Origin of the sequence: Streptomyces sp. MspMP-M5 (assembly GCF_000373585.1) — a bacterium.
Classification (GTDB): Bacteria; Actinomycetota; Actinomycetes; order Streptomycetales; family Streptomycetaceae; genus Streptomyces.
Window position 1 is genome coordinate 126,053 of the sequence record NZ_KB891883.1, and the last position, 16,874, is coordinate 142,926.

Sequence of the window (16,874 nt, forward strand, 5' to 3'; positions counted from 1 at the left end):
TCGGCCCCCGGCGTGCCCGACGGGACGTCGGCGGCAGGCACTGCCGCGTCGTGTGTCAGTCATTGCCAACGGCGTTTGAGAACCACGGTGTTGGCGGCGCGGTCGTGCATGCACTGCCGGAACGGCTCGTTCCAGAGGCAGGACAGTACGTTGATGAGGCCCAGGACCGGCACCATGCCGATGCCGAGGTAGGCCAGCCAGCGTCCCAGGGCATGGCCAAAGCCGAGCTTGTTGCCGGTTTCGACATGGACGACGCGCAGGCCGCAGAGGGCTTTGCCGAGGGTGCCGCCCATCGCCGTCGTCAGCGGTTCGTAGAAGAGGCCGACCAGCAGCGTCCAGGCGAAGAGGCCGAGGCCCACGGGCACCCCACGGCTGTCTCCGGGCTTGAACGTGCTGTACATCCAGATGTTCGCCGGCACCCAGGCACCCACGATCAGCACGCCGGTGATCAGGGAGTCGATGATGCGGGCGAGCAGACGCAGGCCTGGGACCGCGAGTGCCTGCCGGGGCGGGCCCTGCGGTCTGCCCCTCTGCGGCTGCGGCCCGTAGGCCGGCGCTGCGTACTGCGGCGGAAAAGGCTGAGGTATGACGCCCTGCGATTGCCCGTAGTGCGGTTGACCGTAGGGAGGTTGGCCGTGCGGCTGGGCGGCACCGGAGCCGGAGCCGGGTTGGTGGGGAGGTGGTGGCGGCTGGAAAGTACTCACGAAAGGGTGATCCAAACCGATTTCCCGGCAGCGCGACAACTCGGGACCTGTGGACCGGCCGCGGTGACAACGCCCGTTCAGCGCGGCCCCGGCCGACGAGGGGCGCGGAACCCGTGCGGTTCGAACTTCACCATGGCCGTCGTGGGGGCGATCATTCCCCGCATTCCCACCATTCCCGCCGGTCACCGACGACTTGAGCGGCGCGCCCGCGGACAGGCGCGCCGCTCAAGGCAGGGTGGCTGCCGCTAGATGAGTGAGTCCGAAGTCCCGTCGTCCGCCCGAAGGGCGGGCCCCGCGGCGTCTGGTGCGGTGCATCGCAAGGCGCCGGAGCGGCGTGATAGCGGAGCTATCGGGACGGTTCGGCAACGCCGCGAGGTGCCGTGCCAGGCGCCGCGGGGCAGGCGGGGCTTCGGACTCACTCATCTAGGCGGTGGCGACGGCCTGCAAGGGGCTGAGGGCGGCCGCCCGGCGGGCCGGGACGGCTGCCGCGGCCACGCCGATCACCAGGGAGAGCAGGCACACCGGAAGCAGCGTTTCCCACGGAGGCGCGAACGTGTACTGCGCCAGCGCCCCGTTGGCCAGCGCGCCGACCGCCCAGGCGCCGAACACCCCGCCCGCCAGGCCCAACAGCGTGCCGAACGCGGCGATGGTGACGGACTCCAGTTGGATCATGCGGCGGATGCCGGCCCGGTCCATGCCGATGGCGCGCAGCACGCCGATCTCCCGGGTCCGCTCCGCCACCGACATGGCCAGGGTGTTCACGATGCCCAGTGAGGTGATCACCAGGCCGATGGCCAGCAGCCCGTAGGTCAGGGTGAGCAGGTTGCCGAGGGAGCCGGCGGCCTCGTCGATGAGTTCCGCCCGGTCCTGGACCTTCAGCACCGGGTTGTTGCCGACCGCGGTGCGCAGCCGGTTCTCGGTGGTGTGGGAGGCGCCGCCGTCGCCGGTGCGGACGAGGATCCGCTGTGTCGAGCCCGGAGTGAAGCTGTTCTTCTGTACTTCGGGACGAGCCCCCAGTGCGTCGCGGGCGACCGGGTTGTCCTCGTAGACGCCGACGACGGTGTACTGGGTGAACTGCTGGCCGCGTCCCATGGACGCCGTGAGGTGGCCGCCGGTGGTCAGGCCCTGCTCCCGGGCGACGGTGCTGGACAGGGCGATCCGGCCCGGCCCGAGGTCCTTGGCGGAGCCGCTGAGGAAGCGCAGCGACATGACGGAGTCCACGGTGCGCGGGTCGACGCCGGAGATCTCGCGGACGTGGCCGCCGACGAAGAGCGTGGAGTCCGCAACTGCGGCCGCGGTGTGCACTCCAGTGGTGCCGGCCACCCGGCCGACGGCCGCCGGGTCGATGGCGACCGTGGGAGTGCGGGTGCTGATCACGTAGTCGGCACTGAGGCCGGCGGCGGCCTGGCGGTCGAGCGCCTGGCCGGTGGAGTTGCCGATGACGGCCAGCCCGGCGACCAGCGCGGTGCTGATCATCAGGGCGGACGCGGTGGCCGCGGTGCGCCGCGGGTCGCGCAGCGCGTTCTCCTGCGCGAGCCGGCCGATGACACCGAAACGGCTGGTCAGCCGACCGGTGAGGCGGATCATCGGGCGGGCGAGCAGCGGCGCCAGCACGATCATGGCGACGGCGAGGATGCCGCAGCCGAGCATCGCGTTCTGGAGGTTCTCGACCGAGGCGTCCTCCGCCCCGGTGAGCGACACCAGCAGCCCGGCACCGAGGACGAGCAGGGCCAGTCCTGCCGCGCCGCGCAGCCGGGACCGCGTGGTGCCGGTGGGTGGCTGCTCGGCCGAGCGCATCGCCTCGACGGGCGCGATGGCCGCCGCCTTGCGGGAGGGCAGCCACGCCGCGAGGACGGTGATGCCCACGCCGACGCCGAGCGCCGCCACCACAGGACGTACGCCGATCACCAAGGTGCTGTGCGGCAACGGGTCCTGTGCGGTGCTCAGCAGGCCGGGCAGCGCGGCGGCGATGCCGAGGCCGAGCAGGAACCCGGCGATCGAGGCGACCAGACCGAGCAGCGCCGCCTCGGCGAGCACGGAGCGGACCACCTGGCGGCGCGAGGCGCCGATCGCCCGCAGCAGCGCGATCTCGCGGGTGCGCCGGGTGAGGAGCATCGTGAAGGTGTTGACGATGAGGAACGAGCCGATGAACAGCGAGACCCCGGCGAAGACCAGCGGCAGTTTGGTGTAGCCGCGGGTCAACGTGTCGAGATGGCCGGCCTGTTGGGTGGCCTGGGCGGCGCCGGTGGTGGCCTCGGCCCGGTCGGCGGGGAGGACGGCGTCGACCCGGTCCGCCAGCTCGGACTGGGAGGTGCCGGGCGTGGCGGACAGGTCGATCCCGGTGTAGTGGCCGGGGGAGGCGAACAGCCGCTGCGCGGTGGCCTTGTCGAACAGCGCGAGGGTGCCGCCCGCGGTGACCCGGCTGTCCTCGGTGGTGACGATGCCCACCAGGCGCTTGGTCATGACCGGACCGTCGGTGGCCAGGGTGATCCGGTCACCGAGGGCGAAGTGCCCGGCGGCCGCGGTGCCGCTGTCCACGGCCACTTCGTCGCCGTTGCCGGGGGCATGGCCCTTGACCAGTGGGTAGTGACTGTCCTTGCCGTCCTCGCCCGGGACGTAGGCGCCGGCCAGGTTCGCCCAGGACTTGGCGGCCCTGAGCGGAGTGCCGTCCGCGGCGTTCAGGGTCGCCGAGCCGTCGACCGACGGGCGTACCGCGGCGGTGCCGGGCACCTGGGCGAGTTTCCGCACGAGCGCGTCGTCGAGGACGGTGGTGCGCTGGTTCGCGCCGGTTCCGGGCGGCGGGTCCTTCGGGGTGACGGTGACCGCGATGTCCGCGAAGTTCTTCGAGGCGGCGCCGCGGTATGCGGCGGCGGCGGAATCCGCGAAGACGAGGGTGCCGGAGACGAACGCGACACCCAGACAGACCGCCAGGGCGGTCATGGCCAGACGGGCCTTGTGCGCAAGGAGGTTGCGCAGGGTTGTTCGCAGCATGGGGAGCTTTCGGGAGCGAGGGGGTTGCGGAAGTTGGGGAGGTTGGGGAAGCCGGGGAAGCATCGGAGTGCGGGAACACAAGGGACGCGGGGGTGAAGGACGCGCCGGCGGGTGCGCGTCAGCGGGTGCGTGTCCCGATCTCGAACTGGAGCATCCGGTCGAGTACGGCGCTGGAGGTCGGGGCGTGCAGTTCGTCGACGACCCGGCCGTCGGCGAGGAACACCACCCGGTCCGCCTGCGCGGCGGCCACCGGATCGTGGGTGACCATCACCACCGTCTGCCCCAGCTCCCGCACGGAGTCGCGCAGAAAGCCCAGGATCTCGGTGCCCGAGCGGGAGTCGAGGTTGCCGGTCGGCTCGTCGGCGAAGACGATCTCGGGCCGGGAGACCAACGCACGTGCCACCGCGACCCGCTGCTGCTGGCCGCCGGAGAGCTCGGCCGGCCGGTGGCCCAGCCGGTCGGCCAGCCCGACGGTGGCGATGACCCCCTCCAGCCAGGCACGGTCGGGCTGCCGTCCGGCGATCCGCAGCGGCAGCAGGATGTTCTCCGACGCGGTGAGCGTGGGCAGCAGATTGAAGCCCTGGAAGACGAAGCCCACCTTCTCCCGCCGCAGCGCGGTGAGTTGCTTCTCCGACAGGCCGGAGAGCTCGGTGTCACCGATGCGGGCCGAACCGGAACTCACCCTGTCCAACCCGGCCAGGCAGTGCATCAGCGTGGACTTGCCGGAGCCGGAGGGGCCCATGACGGCGGTGAAGCGGCCCCGGGCGAACTCCACGGACACCGCGTCCAGCGCCGTGACCCGGGTCTCCCCCTTCCCGTACACCTTGGTCAGGCCGGTGGCGCGGGCGGCCGGCTCGCCGACGAGGGGGCGCGGGGAAGAAGACAGCTGCGACATGAGAACTCCGCCTGGGGTGCGACGGTCCACGGCCTGCGCGCCGTGAACCGGAGGGACTCCCCCATCCTCACCGCCCTGACCTGCGGAAACATCGTTCTGGCGGGTGGACTTTGCCTCTGCCTGAGGCAGGGGAGGAAGCCCTCGGTCCCTGCCTTAGGACCAGCCCCGGCGGCGCGGTCTCCCCCTTTGGTCAGAGGCGGCCGGGAAGGAGCGGGACTACGGACGGCGGCCGGCCCCTACTTCCCGTCTCCCCCGTCTTCCCCGTCTGCGGCGTCTCTCCCACCTCTCCCACCTCACTCGCCTCCCCCACCTCTCCCGCTTGCGCCAGTCACATACGCAGCGGGCCCATGACGGCCGGTCAGGAGGACAGGCCCGTCCGATGGGCCAGCAGCGCGGCCTGCACCCGACTCGCGGAACCGGTCTTCTCCAGGATCGCGCCGACGTGCGTCTTGACCGTGCCGATCCCGATGCCGAGCCGCTCGGCGATGTCCTGGTTCGACAACCCCTCGCCGAGCATCGCGAGAACCTGCCGCTCCCGGCCGGTGAGACGGGCGATCCGGTCGTCCGCACCTTCGGGGTCGCCGGCGTCCGCCGGGCCGGCGCCGCTCAGCATCCGTGCGATCACCGCCCCGGTCACGCCCGGAGAGAGCACCGCGTCACCGGCCGCGGCCGCCCGGACCGCGCTGATCAGCTCCTGCGGGCCCTCGTCCTTCAGCAGGAAGCCCGCCGCGCCCTCCCGCAGCGCCCGGAGGACGTTGGCCTCGTCGCCGAAGGTCGTCAGCATCACCACCCGCGGCGCGGGATCGAGGGCGAGCAGCGGCGCGATCGCGGCCAGGCCGTCGCACACCGGCATCCGGATGTCGACGAGCGCCACGTCGGGTCGGTGGGCGGCGGCCAGGTCGACGGCCTGCCGCCCGTCCGCGGCCTCGGCGACGACGTCGATGCCGTCGGCGTGCCGGAGGATAAGGCGGACGCCGTGCCGGATCATCGCCTCGTCGTCGGCGAGCAGGACACGGATGGGCCGGGTGGGCTCGGTCACGGGGTCTCCCAGGGCACGGCGTCCCGGACCGACGGGACGGTGAAGCGGTCGATGGCGATCAGGCGCTGTGCGGCGTCGAAGCAGTAGCGGGCGATGGTCAGGCCACCGGGATGGCGCTCGGTGGCGCCGTTGAAGGGATAGACGCAGCCGACCGTGCCGGCGGGGCGCGGCGGTTCATGGCCGGTGGCCGCCGCCCGGACCGCGGCGTTGTCCAGTACACCCGCCCCCGCCACCTCCTGGTAGGTCATGCCGATGTGCGGCAGCGGGGGCGGACCCTGCTGGTGTGGCCGGGTGGCGTAGACGAAGGCGACCCCGAGGACCATCAGCACGCTCAGCGCCACCAGCCCGACGGCGAGCGTCAGGGCCTCGGTGGTCCGGCGCGCGGGCACCATCGGTCCGACCGGTCCGGTGCCAGTGGCCTGGTCGCCGACAGCGGAGGACGCGTCCACGTACGCCGCCGGCCCGGAGAGGTCCGCCCCGCCCCCGGGACGTTCCGGGGCCGGGGCGTCCCCGGGCTCGGCGGGCACGGTCGCCTCCACCTGGAACCCGCCGGACGGCAGCGCGGCGGCCGCGAACGTCCCCCCGAGCAGTTCCACCCGCTCCCTGAGGCCGGTCAGGCCACGACCGGTGCCGCGCTCCCCGGCCGCCTCCGACGGCCGCGGCGGCGCACCGTTGCGGATGACGACCCGCACCTGTTCCTCGTCGTGCACCACCGTCACGGTGACGTGCGCCTCGGTCGCGTACCGGTGCACATTGGTCAGGGCTTCCCGCACCACCCGGTGCACCGCCCGACGGACCCGCGCCGGACGGGTGTCGAGGTCCGGCCCCGTCCACTGGAGCCGTACGTCGATCCCGCCGTCGCGGGACGTCGCCACCAGCGATTCGACGTCGGCACGGGTGCCGCTCGCGTCGGTGAGCGCATCGGGGCCGGTATCCCGGCCGAGCGGCCCGAGCACCCCGAGCGCCTGCCGCAGTTCGCGCATCGCGTCCCGGGTGGTCCGCCGCACCAGGACGGCCTCGTCGCGCAGCTCGGGCGCCGCCTGGTCCAGGGCCAGCTCCAGCCCGCCGGCGTGCAGCGAGATCAGGCTGAGCCGGTGCCCCACCAGGTCGTGCATCTCGGCGGCGATGCGGGACCGCTCGTGGATGCGCGCCTCGCTGTCGGCGAACCGGCGGGCCCGCTCCGCGGCGTCGCCGCGCTCGCGCAGCGCCCGCAACAGGCGCCCCTGCTGCCCTTGCGCCGTGCCGGCCAGACCCGGCACGACCACGGCGGTCGGCGCCAGAACGAGGCCGAGCGCCACCCCGTACGGCACCGGCCCGGGACCGAGCCAGGGCGCGGCCGCCGTCGCCGCTCCCACGACGAGGGCACTGGCCACGGCCAGCAGCCGGGCGCGCCACCTCGCCCCTACCGTCCGGCGCGCCACGGCGTACGCGGTCGCGGCCGTGACCGGTCCGGCGGCGGATGACAGGCCGGTCAGCACGGCGAGCACCAGGAGCACCGCCGTGGGGTATCGACGGCGCAACGGGAACAGCCCGACCGCGGCGACCAGCACCGCCAGCTCGAACGCCGGGTACGGCACGCCCCCCGTGTATCCGACGGCCCCGTACACCCCGAGCCCCACGACCGCCACACCGACCGTCTCCGCCACCACCACACGCGCCGCACCGCCCAGGAACGCCCCGGACAGCAGCCGACACCAGGCCGAACCACGGCGCGGACGGGAACCACGGCGCGGACGGAGCGACCGGAATGAACGGAGCGGAGGGAACGATCGGGGCGGACGGAACGGGCTGGTACCTGGCACGCTGACCAGTATCGGCGCCCGGGCGCCCGACGGCATGAACCTCGCGGGCGATCCCCGCCTCTGCCGAAAGGCGGAGAGAGGGGCGGGGCGGGCGACGGGCCGCCCCAGGCACGCCGCCCGGCCCAACGGGCTCAGACAGTGGCCGGCAGCAGATCCTCCTTGGTGGCAACCTGGCCGCGACCACAGAGACCGAGCCACCACGCAGAGCAGTCGGCGCTGTCCGCGCAGCCGTCGACGTGCCCGGCCGGAAAGCGCTGTAGGTTGGCCCCAACTCACGGGCGACCGCCCCTCATTCAGCCTGGAGGCCGAGATGGATGCCCTCTACCCCCGCCTGCTGGTCACCCGCTTCGCGGAATGCTTCCGCTTCTACGACGCGGTGCTCCCCGAGCTGCTGGGTGCGGTGCGCGTCAAGGGCGACGAGTCCGGCCCCTACGCCAACTGGGACCTCGCCGAGCAGGGCGTCCTGGTGCTGTTCGACCGCGCCGCGATGGCCGGCGTGGTCGGCACCTCGGACCTGCCGCCTTCCGCCGGGCCGGCCCAGGACGGCACGATGCTGGTCTCGCGGGTGCCCGACGTCGATGCGGCGTGGGAGTTCTGCCTGGCCCATGGAGGGGTGCCAGTCACCCCCGCCACCGACCGCCCGGAGTGGGGACCGAGCCTGCGCACCGCCCACCTGCGGGACCCGGAAGGCATCCTGATCGAGCTCCAGTCCTACGACGGTTGACCAGAAGGCCCTCGCCCATTTCCACCATATCCGCCCACCTGCCCGCTTTGGTAAAGTATCGCTTTCGTCTGCCCGCTCAGCGGGGGTTGGGGAATTCCTTCCCCACCCGCCTGGCTGTGGTGACTGGCGCACGCCTGACGACAACGTTGTGATTGTGGGGTGAACAGTGCAACACCTGCGACACCACCGCATATCCATCTTCGTCTGGCCGGCACTCCTCGCACTCTCCCTGGGACTGTGGGGCCTCACCCGCGAGCACAGCATGTGGCGGGACGAGGCGGCGACCTGGCAGGCGTCACACCGTTCGCTGGCCGAGATAGGGCACATGGTCGGCCAGGCCGACGTCGTCCACGGCCTGTACTACGCGGTGATGCACGGGGCGTTCGCCCTCTTCGGCGACAGTCTGATCACCCTGCGGCTGCCCTCGGTGCTCGCCACGGCCACCGCGTGCGGGCTGACGGCGCTCGTGGGCGCCCGGCTCTCCGGCCGCGCGGTAGGGATCGCGGCCGGACTGGCCCTGGCGATCGTCCCGGCCGTCCAGGAACACGCCCAAGAAGGGCGCTCCTACGCCCTCGTCCTCGCGTTCGTGGTCCTCGCGACCTGGCTGCTCACCGAGGCCCTGCGCAAGCCGGGCAGGTGGTGGCGTTGGGTCTGCTACGCGGGAGCGGTGATGGTCGCCGCCTGGCTCAACTGGTTCTCCCTGTTCGCCCTCGTCGCCCACGGCGTCACGATGGCCTGGATTCGCCCAGGCCGGACGCGGTGCGCCGGGTGGGGACTGGCCGCCTGCGGAGCCGTCGTCGGCACCCTGCCGGTCATCCTGGCCAGCCGCAGCCAGGCATCCCTCGTCTCCTGGATCAAACCCCTCGGCTGGTCGACCGTGCTCGGCGTGCTGCTCACCCTCGCGTTCGCAGCCCTCTGCACACGTCTCCCGCACGCCCGCCGGACAGACACCCTCCACGAGCAGGCCGCGCTCCCCCGCCTCAACCTCGCGGCCGTCGCGCTCCCCCTCTGCGCCGTGCCCCAGGTGTCCCTGGCGTTGATCTCCGTCGTCAAGCCGCTCTACATCACCCGCTACGTACTGTTCGCCTACGTAGGGCTCGCCCTCCTCATCGGCGCCCTCCTGGTCACCCTCACCACGCGCCTCAAAGCCCGCATACACGTGCTGCTCCCCGCCGCCGTGGCACTGGCCCTCCTGGCGCTTCTCCCGATAGAGCTCCGCCTGCGGACGGTGGAGAGCCGCGTCGACGACGTGCTGACCGCGGCAGCCACGGTCGGCCGCGTCCGCCAGGCCGCCGACGGCGTCGTCTACATACCCGCCGCCCGCCGTGACACCGCCCTCGTCTCACCCCGTCAGTTCGCCGGCCTACGGGACCTGGCCCTGGCCCAGGGGGCGGTGGAGTCGGGCACGTTGAAGGGCATAGAGGCCGAACCGCGCGACATAGAGCGGGCGATGCTCGCCGCCCGGCGCATCGTGCTCGTCACGGACCCGGGGCCTCGACGTGCACAGTCCGTGCGCGACCGCACCAAGCAACGCGTCCTGGACGCGTACTTCATCCGCCGCTCGGACAGCGTCCAGCGGGGCCGCCGGATAAGCGTCTACGAACGACGCCAACCACCACCCCCGCCCACGCGCTGAACGGCCCCGCTCGGCCCCGCGGTCCGATCCACGACACATCCATGGTTGCGGCGTCGGACCCGACCGCGTCGGGAAGGATCCGACGGCTGAGCGGGGTTGACGCGGTGGCCGGGTTCAGCCGCGGTAGGCGCGGATGGCGATCTGGACGAACGAGCGGAGCAGCGGGTTCGTGTCGCCCTCGTTCCAGGCGACCACCAAGCGGCTGGGCGGCACGTCGAGCAGCGGCACCACGGTGAGTCCCACTGTCGGTTCGTGGCCCAGGAGGGTCATCCCCACCGTTCCGTTCCACAGGACGGCCTGTCGGCACTCCTGGACGGCGCGCACGACCGGGCCCTCGCGGGGCTCCCCACCATGCCAATACAACTGCCAGAGGGGGTCGGTGCCCTCCGGGAAGCAGAACCAGCGGCGGTCGGCCAGATCGGCCAGCTTCAGGCTGTCGCGGCGGGCCAGCGGGTCGTCGGTGCGCAGCAGCGCGCCCACCGGGTCGGCACGCAGTTCGTGCACGGTCAGGCCGGTCCCGTCGAACGGCCTGCGGGTCAGGGCGACGTCGGCCAGTCCGGCGCGCAGCCCGCAGGTCGGATCGGTCAGGTCGGTCTCGCGGATGCGGATCTCCACGCGCGGGTGCCGTCGCCGGTAGACGCCGGCCAGTCGCATGGCGCGCGGGTCGGTGCTGTCGCCCAGGATGCCGACGGTGAGGGCCGCGGCGCCGGCCGCGGCGGCCACCCGGTCGCGTACCCGGTCTGCCTGGGTGAGCAGGGCGCGCGCCTCGTCGAGCAGCACCGCCCCCACCGGGGTGAGCCTGACACCGGCCGGGGACCGGTCGAAGAGCGCGGCGCCGACCTCGGTCTCCAGTTGCTTGATGGCCCGGCTCAGCGGCGGCTGGCTCATGTGCAGCCGGGCGGCGGCCCGGCCGAAATGGAGTTCCTCGGCCACCGCCACGAAGTAGCGCAGGGTGCGTAGCTCCACGGTGCAACGATACCCGTACGGTATCGAGGCCGCAGAACGGGTCTTGGACAGTCACCGCGCCCCGGCCGTGGGCACCGCCTGGGAGTCGCCGAGTCCGTCCTCGCACCGCATACGCCCGGACCGCCGCAGCACCGGCACGCCCGGCACGACGAGGGGTTCTACGTTCTGTCCGGCTCGGTGCGGTTCACCGTCGGTGCGAACGACCATGACGCGTCCGCGGGCACGTTCGTGCTGGTCCCGCCCGGGGCTCCGCACACCTTCGCCGATGTGACCGGCCAACCGGCCGTCATGCTCAGCGTGTTCACGCCGGACCTGTATGTGCAGTACTTCCGGGACCTTCGGGACATGCTGGCCGACGGCCAGGCAGCGAACCCGCAGGCACACCTCCGGACGATGAGCCGTTACGCCACGGAGCCGGCCACGGATTTCCGCTGAAGAAGGGAAGCCGGGAGAGGGAACGGCGGGTGAGGAAAGGCCGGAAAACGGTGCACGTCCGGGGCGGCCTGTGCGGGCCGGCCCGGACGTGCACCGGAGAGGCAACCTGAGGGTCAGGCGATCAGACGCGGTCGAACCGGTCGAGGTTCATCACCTTGTCCCACGCCGCGACGAAGTCGTTCACGAACTTCTCCTTCGCGTCGTCGCTCGCGTAGACCTCGGCGACCGCCCGCAGCTCGGCGTTCGAGCCGAAGACCAGGTCCGCGCGGGTGCCGGTCCACTTGACCGCGCCGCCGGCGTCGCGACCCTCGAACTCGTCCTGCGCCGAGGAGGTGGACTTCCACGCCGTGCCCATGTCGAGCAGGTTGACGAAGAAGTCGTTGGTCAGCGTGCCCGGCCGGTCGGTGAGGACGCCGTGCTTGGACTGGCCGTGGTTGGCACCCAGGACGCGCAGACCACCGACGAGGACGGTCATCTCGGGGGCGCTCAGCGTCAGCAGGTTCGCCTTGTCCAGCAGCAGGTACTCGGCCGGCAGGCGGTTGCCCTTGCCGACGTAGTTGCGGAAGCCGTCGGCGGCCGGCTCCAGGGCGTCGAAGGACTCGACGTCGGTCTGGTCCTGCGTGGCATCCACACGGCCCGGCGTGAACGGCACCTCGATGTCGACGCCGCCGTCCCTGGCCGCCTTCTCGACGGCCGCACCGCCGGCGAGCACGATCAGGTCGGCCAGCGAGACCTGCTTGCCGCCCGCGGCGTTGAAGGACTGCTGGATGCCTTCGAGGGTGCGCAGCACCTGCGCCAGCTCGTCGGGGTTGTTGACCTCCCAGTTGCGCTGCGGCTCCAGGCGGATGCGGGCGCCGTTGGCACCGCCGCGCTTGTCGGTGCCGCGGAAGGAGGAGGCCGAGGCCCAGGCGGTCGAGACCAGTTGGGAGACGGTGAGGCCGGAGCCGAGGACCTGCTCCTTGAGGGAGGCGATGTCCGCGGCGTCGATCAGCTCGCCCTCGCGGGCCGGCAGCGGGTCCTGCCACAGCAGCACCTCGGAGGGGACCTCCGGGCCGAGGTAGCGGGCGACCGGGCCCATGTCACGGTGCGTCAGCTTGAACCAGGCGCGGGCGAAGGCGTCCGCGAACTCCTCGGGGTGCTCGTAGAAGCGCCGCGAGATCGGCTCGTAGATCGGGTCGAAGCGCAGCGAGAGGTCGGTGGTGAGCATCGTCGGGCGGTGCTTCTTCGACGGGTCGTGCGCGTCCGGGACGATCTCCGGGGCGTCCTTGGCCACCCACTGGTGGGCGCCGGCCGGGCTCTTGGTGAGCTCGTAGTCGTACTCGAAGAGGTGCTTGAAGAAGCCGTTGCCCCACTGGGTGGGCGTGCTGGTCCAGGTGACCTCCAGGCCGCTGGTGATCGCGTGCGCGCCGGCGCCGGTGCCGAAGGTGCTCTTCCAGCCGAGGCCCATCTGCTCCATCGGGGCGGCCTCGGGGTCCGGGCCGACGTTGTCCGCCGGGCCGGCGCCGTGGGTCTTGCCGAAGGTGTGGCCGCCGGCGATCAGGGCGACGGTCTCCTCGTCGTTCATCGCCATCCGGCGGAACGTCTCCCGGATGTCGCGGGCCGCGGCGAGCGGGTCGGGGTTGCCGTTGGGGCCCTCGGGGTTGACGTAGATCAGGCCCATCTGGACCGCGCCCAGCGGGTTCTCCAGCTCGCGGTCGCCGGTGTAGCGGGTGTCGCCGAGCCACTCGGTCTCGGGGCCCCAGTAGACGTCCTCCTCCGCCTCCCAGGCGTCCTCGCGGCCGCCGCCGAAGCCGAAGGTCTGGAAGCCCATCGTCTCCAGGGCGACGTTGCCGGTGAGGACCAGCAGGTCGGCCCAGGAGATGCTCTTGCCGTACTTCTTCTTGACCGGCCACAGCAGACGGCGGGCCTTGTCGAGGCTGGCGTTGTCCGGCCAGCTGTTGAGGGGGGCGAAGCGCTGCTGGCCGGAGCCGGCGCCGCCGCGGCCGTCGCTGATCCGGTACGTGCCGGCGCTGTGCCAGGCCATGCGGATCATGAGCGGGCCGTAGTGGCCGAAGTCGGCGGGCCACCAGTCCTGCGAGGTGGTCAGCGTCTCGGCGATGTCCCGCTTCACGGCCGCGAGGTCCAGGCTCTGGAACGCCGCGGCGTAGTCGAAGTCCTCCCCGAGAGGGTTCGCGACGGCGGGGTTCTTGGCGAGGATCTTGAGGTTGAGCCGCTCCGGCCACCACTGCCGGTTTCCGCCGCCCTGGGTCGGGTGTGCGGCACGCCCGTGCGCGACCGGGCAGCCACCTGCGGCGTCCGTCGCCTCTACGGTCTTTGCGTCATGGATCTCGGACTCAGACATGGAAATCCCTCCGGATGGGGCGGATCACGGTGCTCAGCAGTCGCGGCGGTGGAGCAGTCTGGCGCGGGCCGTACAGGAGGTGCGGGGAGAGACGGCCGGTGCGTGCCGCAGGACGGCGGCGCTCGTCTGCTCGCCGCTGCGGCTGTCCGTGACCGGAGCAGCGAGGTTCGGAGGTGAGCGGACCCGTCTGGTGAACCGTCACGTGCTGTCCCTGCGATGGTCTCGTCCCTTGGCTATCTCCAGAACCGATCCTACGATGGACTAGATCCAAGTCAATAAGGCGACCAGATCCGTACGGAATTCATTCGCCGGACGACGCACGGTTAGGCTGGTGACCATGAGTGACCTGCTGGAACGGCTTCGCGGACGTGGCTGGCGGATGACCGCCCAGCGCCGCGTCGTCGCCGAGGTTCTCGACGGCGAGCATGTCCACCTCACCGCGGACGAGGTGCTGGCGCGCGCCGCGGCCCGCCTCCCGGAGATCTCCCGTGCGACGGTCTACAACACCCTCGGGGAGCTCGTCTCGCTCGGCGAGGTGGTCGAGGTGACCACCGACGGCCGCGCCAAGCGCTACGACCCCAATGCCCACCGGCCGCACCACCACCTGGTGTGCTCGCGCTGCGGCGCCATTCGCGACGTCCACCCCGGCGGCGACCCGCTGGCCGATCTGCCCGCGTCCGAGCGGTTCGGCTTCACCCTCTCCGCCGTCGAGATGACCTACTGGGGCGTCTGTCCCGACTGCCGCTGAGGGCGCCGGTGCGGCGGACGGCCGGCGCGGCCCGTCTCACCGCAGCGCGTGGCGCGCCTCCACCACCTCGGCCCAGGCCGACCGCACCTCGTCGATGGCCTGCCGATGCCCACCGTCCGCCGCGCAGTGCCCGGCCCGCTCCAGCAGCCGCCGGGCCTCCGTCGGCGCCGAACCGCCGCGTACGCGTGCCAGCGCGGTCAGGGCGAAGGCCAGCGCCGTGCCGCCGAACGGCTCGGCCAGTTCGACCGAGGCCAGCGCCAGCCGCTGGGCGTCCGCCCGTTCGCCGCGCAGCAGGTGCAGTTCCGCCAGGTTGGCGCGCTCGAAGGCGGTGGCCGTGGGGCGGCCCGCCTGTTCGGCCAGCGCCAGTGCGCGCCGCCCGTATGCCAGTGCCTCCCCGTGCCGCCCCGCGCGGCGCTCGGTCTCCCGCAGGACGGACAGCACGGTGGCCAGCAGCGCCCGGTCACCGGACTCCTCGGCCGGGGCCAGCGCCGATTCGGCGGGCCCGGCCGCCTCGTCGGCGAGACCGGACAGGCCCAGGCAGACCGTCTGCTGTGCCAGTGAACGGGCCAGCAGCACCGGGTGGTCCGCCCCGCGGGCGGCCCCGGCGCAGCGCTCCGCCGCCCGCGCCGCCGCCAGTCCCTCCGCGTACCGGCCGCAGTAGGACAGGACCGCCGAACGCGCCATGTGGTGGGCGGCCCGGATGTCGTCGGGGGTGTCGGGGCCGGGCGGATGGGCGGCCAGGACCGCCAGCGCCTCGTCGGCGCCGCGGCCGCGGCCGAGTACCTCGGCCAGCCGGGCGGCGGCCAACGTGCCCGCGTCGCGCAGCCCTTGACGGTGGTAGGTGTGGAGGGCCTCGCGGACCACGGTGAGGGCTTCCCCGTAGCGTCCCGCGCGGTCCAGGTGCAGTGCCCAGTCCAGGCGTACCCGCGCCGCGTCCGCCTCGGCCCGTACCGCGCCGCTGTCGTGCGGGCGGCGGTATTCGGCCAGTGCGCGTCGTAGCTCGGCCCGTCGGCAGGTCAGCCGTCCGCGGGCCGGTTCGGCCCAGGGCGCATGGCGGTCCTCGGGCAGCAGCTCGGCGGTCAACGCCTCCAGGGCACGGGCCAGTTCGTGGCGGCCGCCGCCGGTCAGGGCCCGCCGGGCGAGGGCCTCGGCTTCGTCGACGTCCACGCGTACCGTGTCCGGTGCGAGCCGCAGCAGTTCACCGTCGCCGGTCAGATACGCGGAGGCGGCGCGCGGCGGCAGCTCGGGCTCCAGCGCGTGCCGGGCGGTGTGCAGCGCCACCCGCAGGCTGCCCAGCGCGGCGCGGAGTTCGGCGTGCGGCCAGCACACCGCCATGATCTGCTCGCGGTGCAGCGCATGGTCGGGGGCGAGGGCCAGCAGCTTGACCAGGGTCCGGGCGCCGGGCCGGGACCAGCGCTCCACCAGCGGCGCTCCGTCCTCGCGGACCAGCCGGAAGCCGCCGAGCAGGCGAACGCGCAGCAGTGGAGGGTTCATGGGCGGGACACTCTAGTCACATCCGAACCGCGGCGGCAGACAAGGGCGTTACACCGGCGTTACTGGCCGGATCCGATCGCCGGTCGGGGCATGTCGACCGGGGTAGGGCCGCGGGAACGCGTCAATGTCGTCAGGGCTGCCGGCAGGCCGGGGGATGCGCGTTGACCTTGCGGTGCGGGGTTGCCGAGGATGGGCCCGCACACCGCGCCCGGCCGGCGACGTCGTCCCCACCGACCGTCCTTGAGGAGGAAGCGTGAAGCGCTCCTATGCCCTTGCCTTGTCCGTTCTGGCCCTGGTCTCCGGCACGGCCGTGGCGGCCGACGCGGCCGACGCCACCGGCCCGGCGCCCCGCGATCCGGCCGCCGCCCCCGTACGGCACGCCCCGTCCGCGGACGCGGCCTGGTGCACACAGCAGGGCGGCAAGGCGGAGACCCGCGTCCCCTATTACACCGGTACCGGCAACAAGCTCACGCCGCTGGGCGGTGAGCGCGAGATGTGCCTGTTCACCGCCACCGACGGAAGCAAGATCATGATCGCCGCGGACACCCTGGCCGCGGACAAACCGACCCTGGCCGCGCTCGCCTACGTCCGCAAGCCCGACGGCCCGAGCAGCCCCGGCAACCCGTCCATCGCCTACTGCCAGGGCATCAACGGCACCGCCATGTTCGGCAACAAGCCCACCGACGGCGGTGGTTGGGGCCCCAAGAACGAGACCGACCCGTCCAAGGCGACCTCCGCCTGTATGTTCGCCGACGGCTCGGTGATCGACGCCTGGGGGCTGAAGTACCACAAGGGCGGGGTGATCCGCGGCACCGATCTGACGAAGAAGTTCCGCGCCGCGATCCCCGGAGCGTGACGCCACCGGCCCGCCGGCCCGCCGGCCCGTCAGTCTTGGGCCAGCGGGCCGACGGGCCGGTTCTCAGTACCTGCCAGACGGACGACCGGGGCTAGGGCGCTGCTGACGGATCTCCGCGGCGTCGCGGCGCCTGGCACGCACTCTCGCGGCGTTGCCGAAATGTCTCCATAGCTCCGCTATGAAGCCATCCCGGCGCCTTGCGAGAGCACGCACCAGACGCCGCTCCTTCCTCCACGGAGATCC

The 16,874-nt window shown here is 72.6% G+C and carries 12 protein-coding genes and 1 pseudogene; 5 read left to right on the top strand and 8 right to left on the bottom strand.

Annotation, left to right across the window (positions count from 1 at the left end; all coding sequences use genetic code 11):
• Positions 1-59: 59 nt before the first annotated feature.
• From B073_RS0112290 to B073_RS0112310, 5 genes are all read right to left on the bottom strand, one after another.
• Positions 60-482: an RDD family protein gene (locus B073_RS0112290; protein ID WP_078507997.1), complete on the bottom strand. Its 423-nt coding sequence runs from the start codon at positions 480-482 to the stop codon at positions 60-62.
• 645 nt (positions 483-1,127) lie between these two features.
• Entirely contained in the window at positions 1,128-3,695 is a 2,568-nt protein-coding gene (locus tag B073_RS0112295) for an ABC transporter permease (RefSeq protein WP_018538398.1), read from the bottom strand.
• A 118-nt stretch (positions 3,696-3,813) separates the two neighbouring features.
• The gene (locus B073_RS0112300; RefSeq protein WP_018538399.1) at positions 3,814-4,590 is read right to left on the bottom strand and encodes an ABC transporter ATP-binding protein; all 777 of its coding nucleotides are present in this window, start codon (positions 4,588-4,590) and stop codon (positions 3,814-3,816) included.
• Between the two features lie 358 nt (positions 4,591-4,948).
• Complete coding sequence (locus B073_RS0112305) at positions 4,949-5,629, bottom strand: response regulator (protein ID WP_018538400.1); 681 nt, start codon at positions 5,627-5,629, stop codon at positions 4,949-4,951.
• Entirely contained in the window at positions 5,626-7,281 is a 1,656-nt protein-coding gene (locus B073_RS0112310; protein ID WP_018538401.1) for a histidine kinase, read from the bottom strand. The genes B073_RS0112305 and B073_RS0112310 overlap by 4 nt, the downstream gene beginning before the upstream one ends.
• 460 nt (positions 7,282-7,741) lie before the next feature.
• On the opposite strand from B073_RS0112310, the gene B073_RS0112315 reads away from it, so the two are divergent.
• The gene (locus tag B073_RS0112315; protein WP_018538402.1) at positions 7,742-8,155 is read left to right on the top strand and encodes a VOC family protein; all 414 of its coding nucleotides are present in this window, start codon (positions 7,742-7,744) and stop codon (positions 8,153-8,155) included.
• Positions 8,156-8,321: 166 nt separating this feature from the next.
• Positions 8,322-9,791 carry a glycosyltransferase family 39 protein gene (locus B073_RS0112320; protein ID WP_018538403.1) on the top strand — a complete coding sequence of 490 codons (1,470 nt, stop codon included), beginning with the start codon at positions 8,322-8,324 and terminating at the stop codon, positions 9,789-9,791.
• Positions 9,792-9,905: 114 nt separating this feature from the next.
• Here the strand turns inward: B073_RS0112320 and B073_RS0112325 are convergent, their stop codons facing one another.
• Positions 9,906-10,757 (bottom strand): LysR substrate-binding domain-containing protein, encoded by an 852-nt coding sequence (locus tag B073_RS0112325; RefSeq protein WP_018538404.1) that lies wholly within the window; start codon positions 10,755-10,757, stop codon positions 9,906-9,908.
• A gap of 69 nt (positions 10,758-10,826) precedes the next feature.
• Between B073_RS0112325 and B073_RS42760 the strand changes: the two are divergent.
• Positions 10,827-11,192: pseudogene (locus B073_RS42760) on the top strand (cupin domain-containing protein); the annotation flags it as partial.
• Between the two features lie 121 nt (positions 11,193-11,313).
• Here the strand turns inward: B073_RS42760 and katG are convergent.
• Positions 11,314-13,533: a catalase/peroxidase HPI gene (gene katG, locus B073_RS0112335; RefSeq protein WP_018538406.1), complete on the bottom strand. Its 2,220-nt coding sequence runs from the start codon at positions 13,531-13,533 to the stop codon at positions 11,314-11,316.
• Positions 13,534-13,870: 337 nt separating this feature from the next.
• Here katG and B073_RS0112340 point away from each other — a divergent pair, with 337 nt between their 5' ends.
• The gene (locus tag B073_RS0112340; RefSeq protein ID WP_037811551.1) at positions 13,871-14,281 is read left to right on the top strand and encodes a Fur family transcriptional regulator; all 411 of its coding nucleotides are present in this window, start codon (positions 13,871-13,873) and stop codon (positions 14,279-14,281) included.
• Positions 14,282-14,317: 36 nt separating this feature from the next.
• On the opposite strand, the gene B073_RS42765 is transcribed toward B073_RS0112340, so the two are convergent.
• Positions 14,318-15,775 (bottom strand): AfsR/SARP family transcriptional regulator, encoded by a 1,458-nt coding sequence (locus tag B073_RS42765; RefSeq protein ID WP_018538408.1) that lies wholly within the window; start codon positions 15,773-15,775, stop codon positions 14,318-14,320.
• Between the two features lie 253 nt (positions 15,776-16,028).
• On the opposite strand from B073_RS42765, the gene B073_RS46345 reads away from it, so the two are divergent.
• A complete protein-coding gene (locus tag B073_RS46345; RefSeq protein WP_018538409.1) occupies positions 16,029-16,631 on the top strand; it encodes a hypothetical protein in 603 nt (200 codons plus the stop codon).
• The last annotated feature ends 243 nt before the right edge of the window (positions 16,632-16,874 follow it).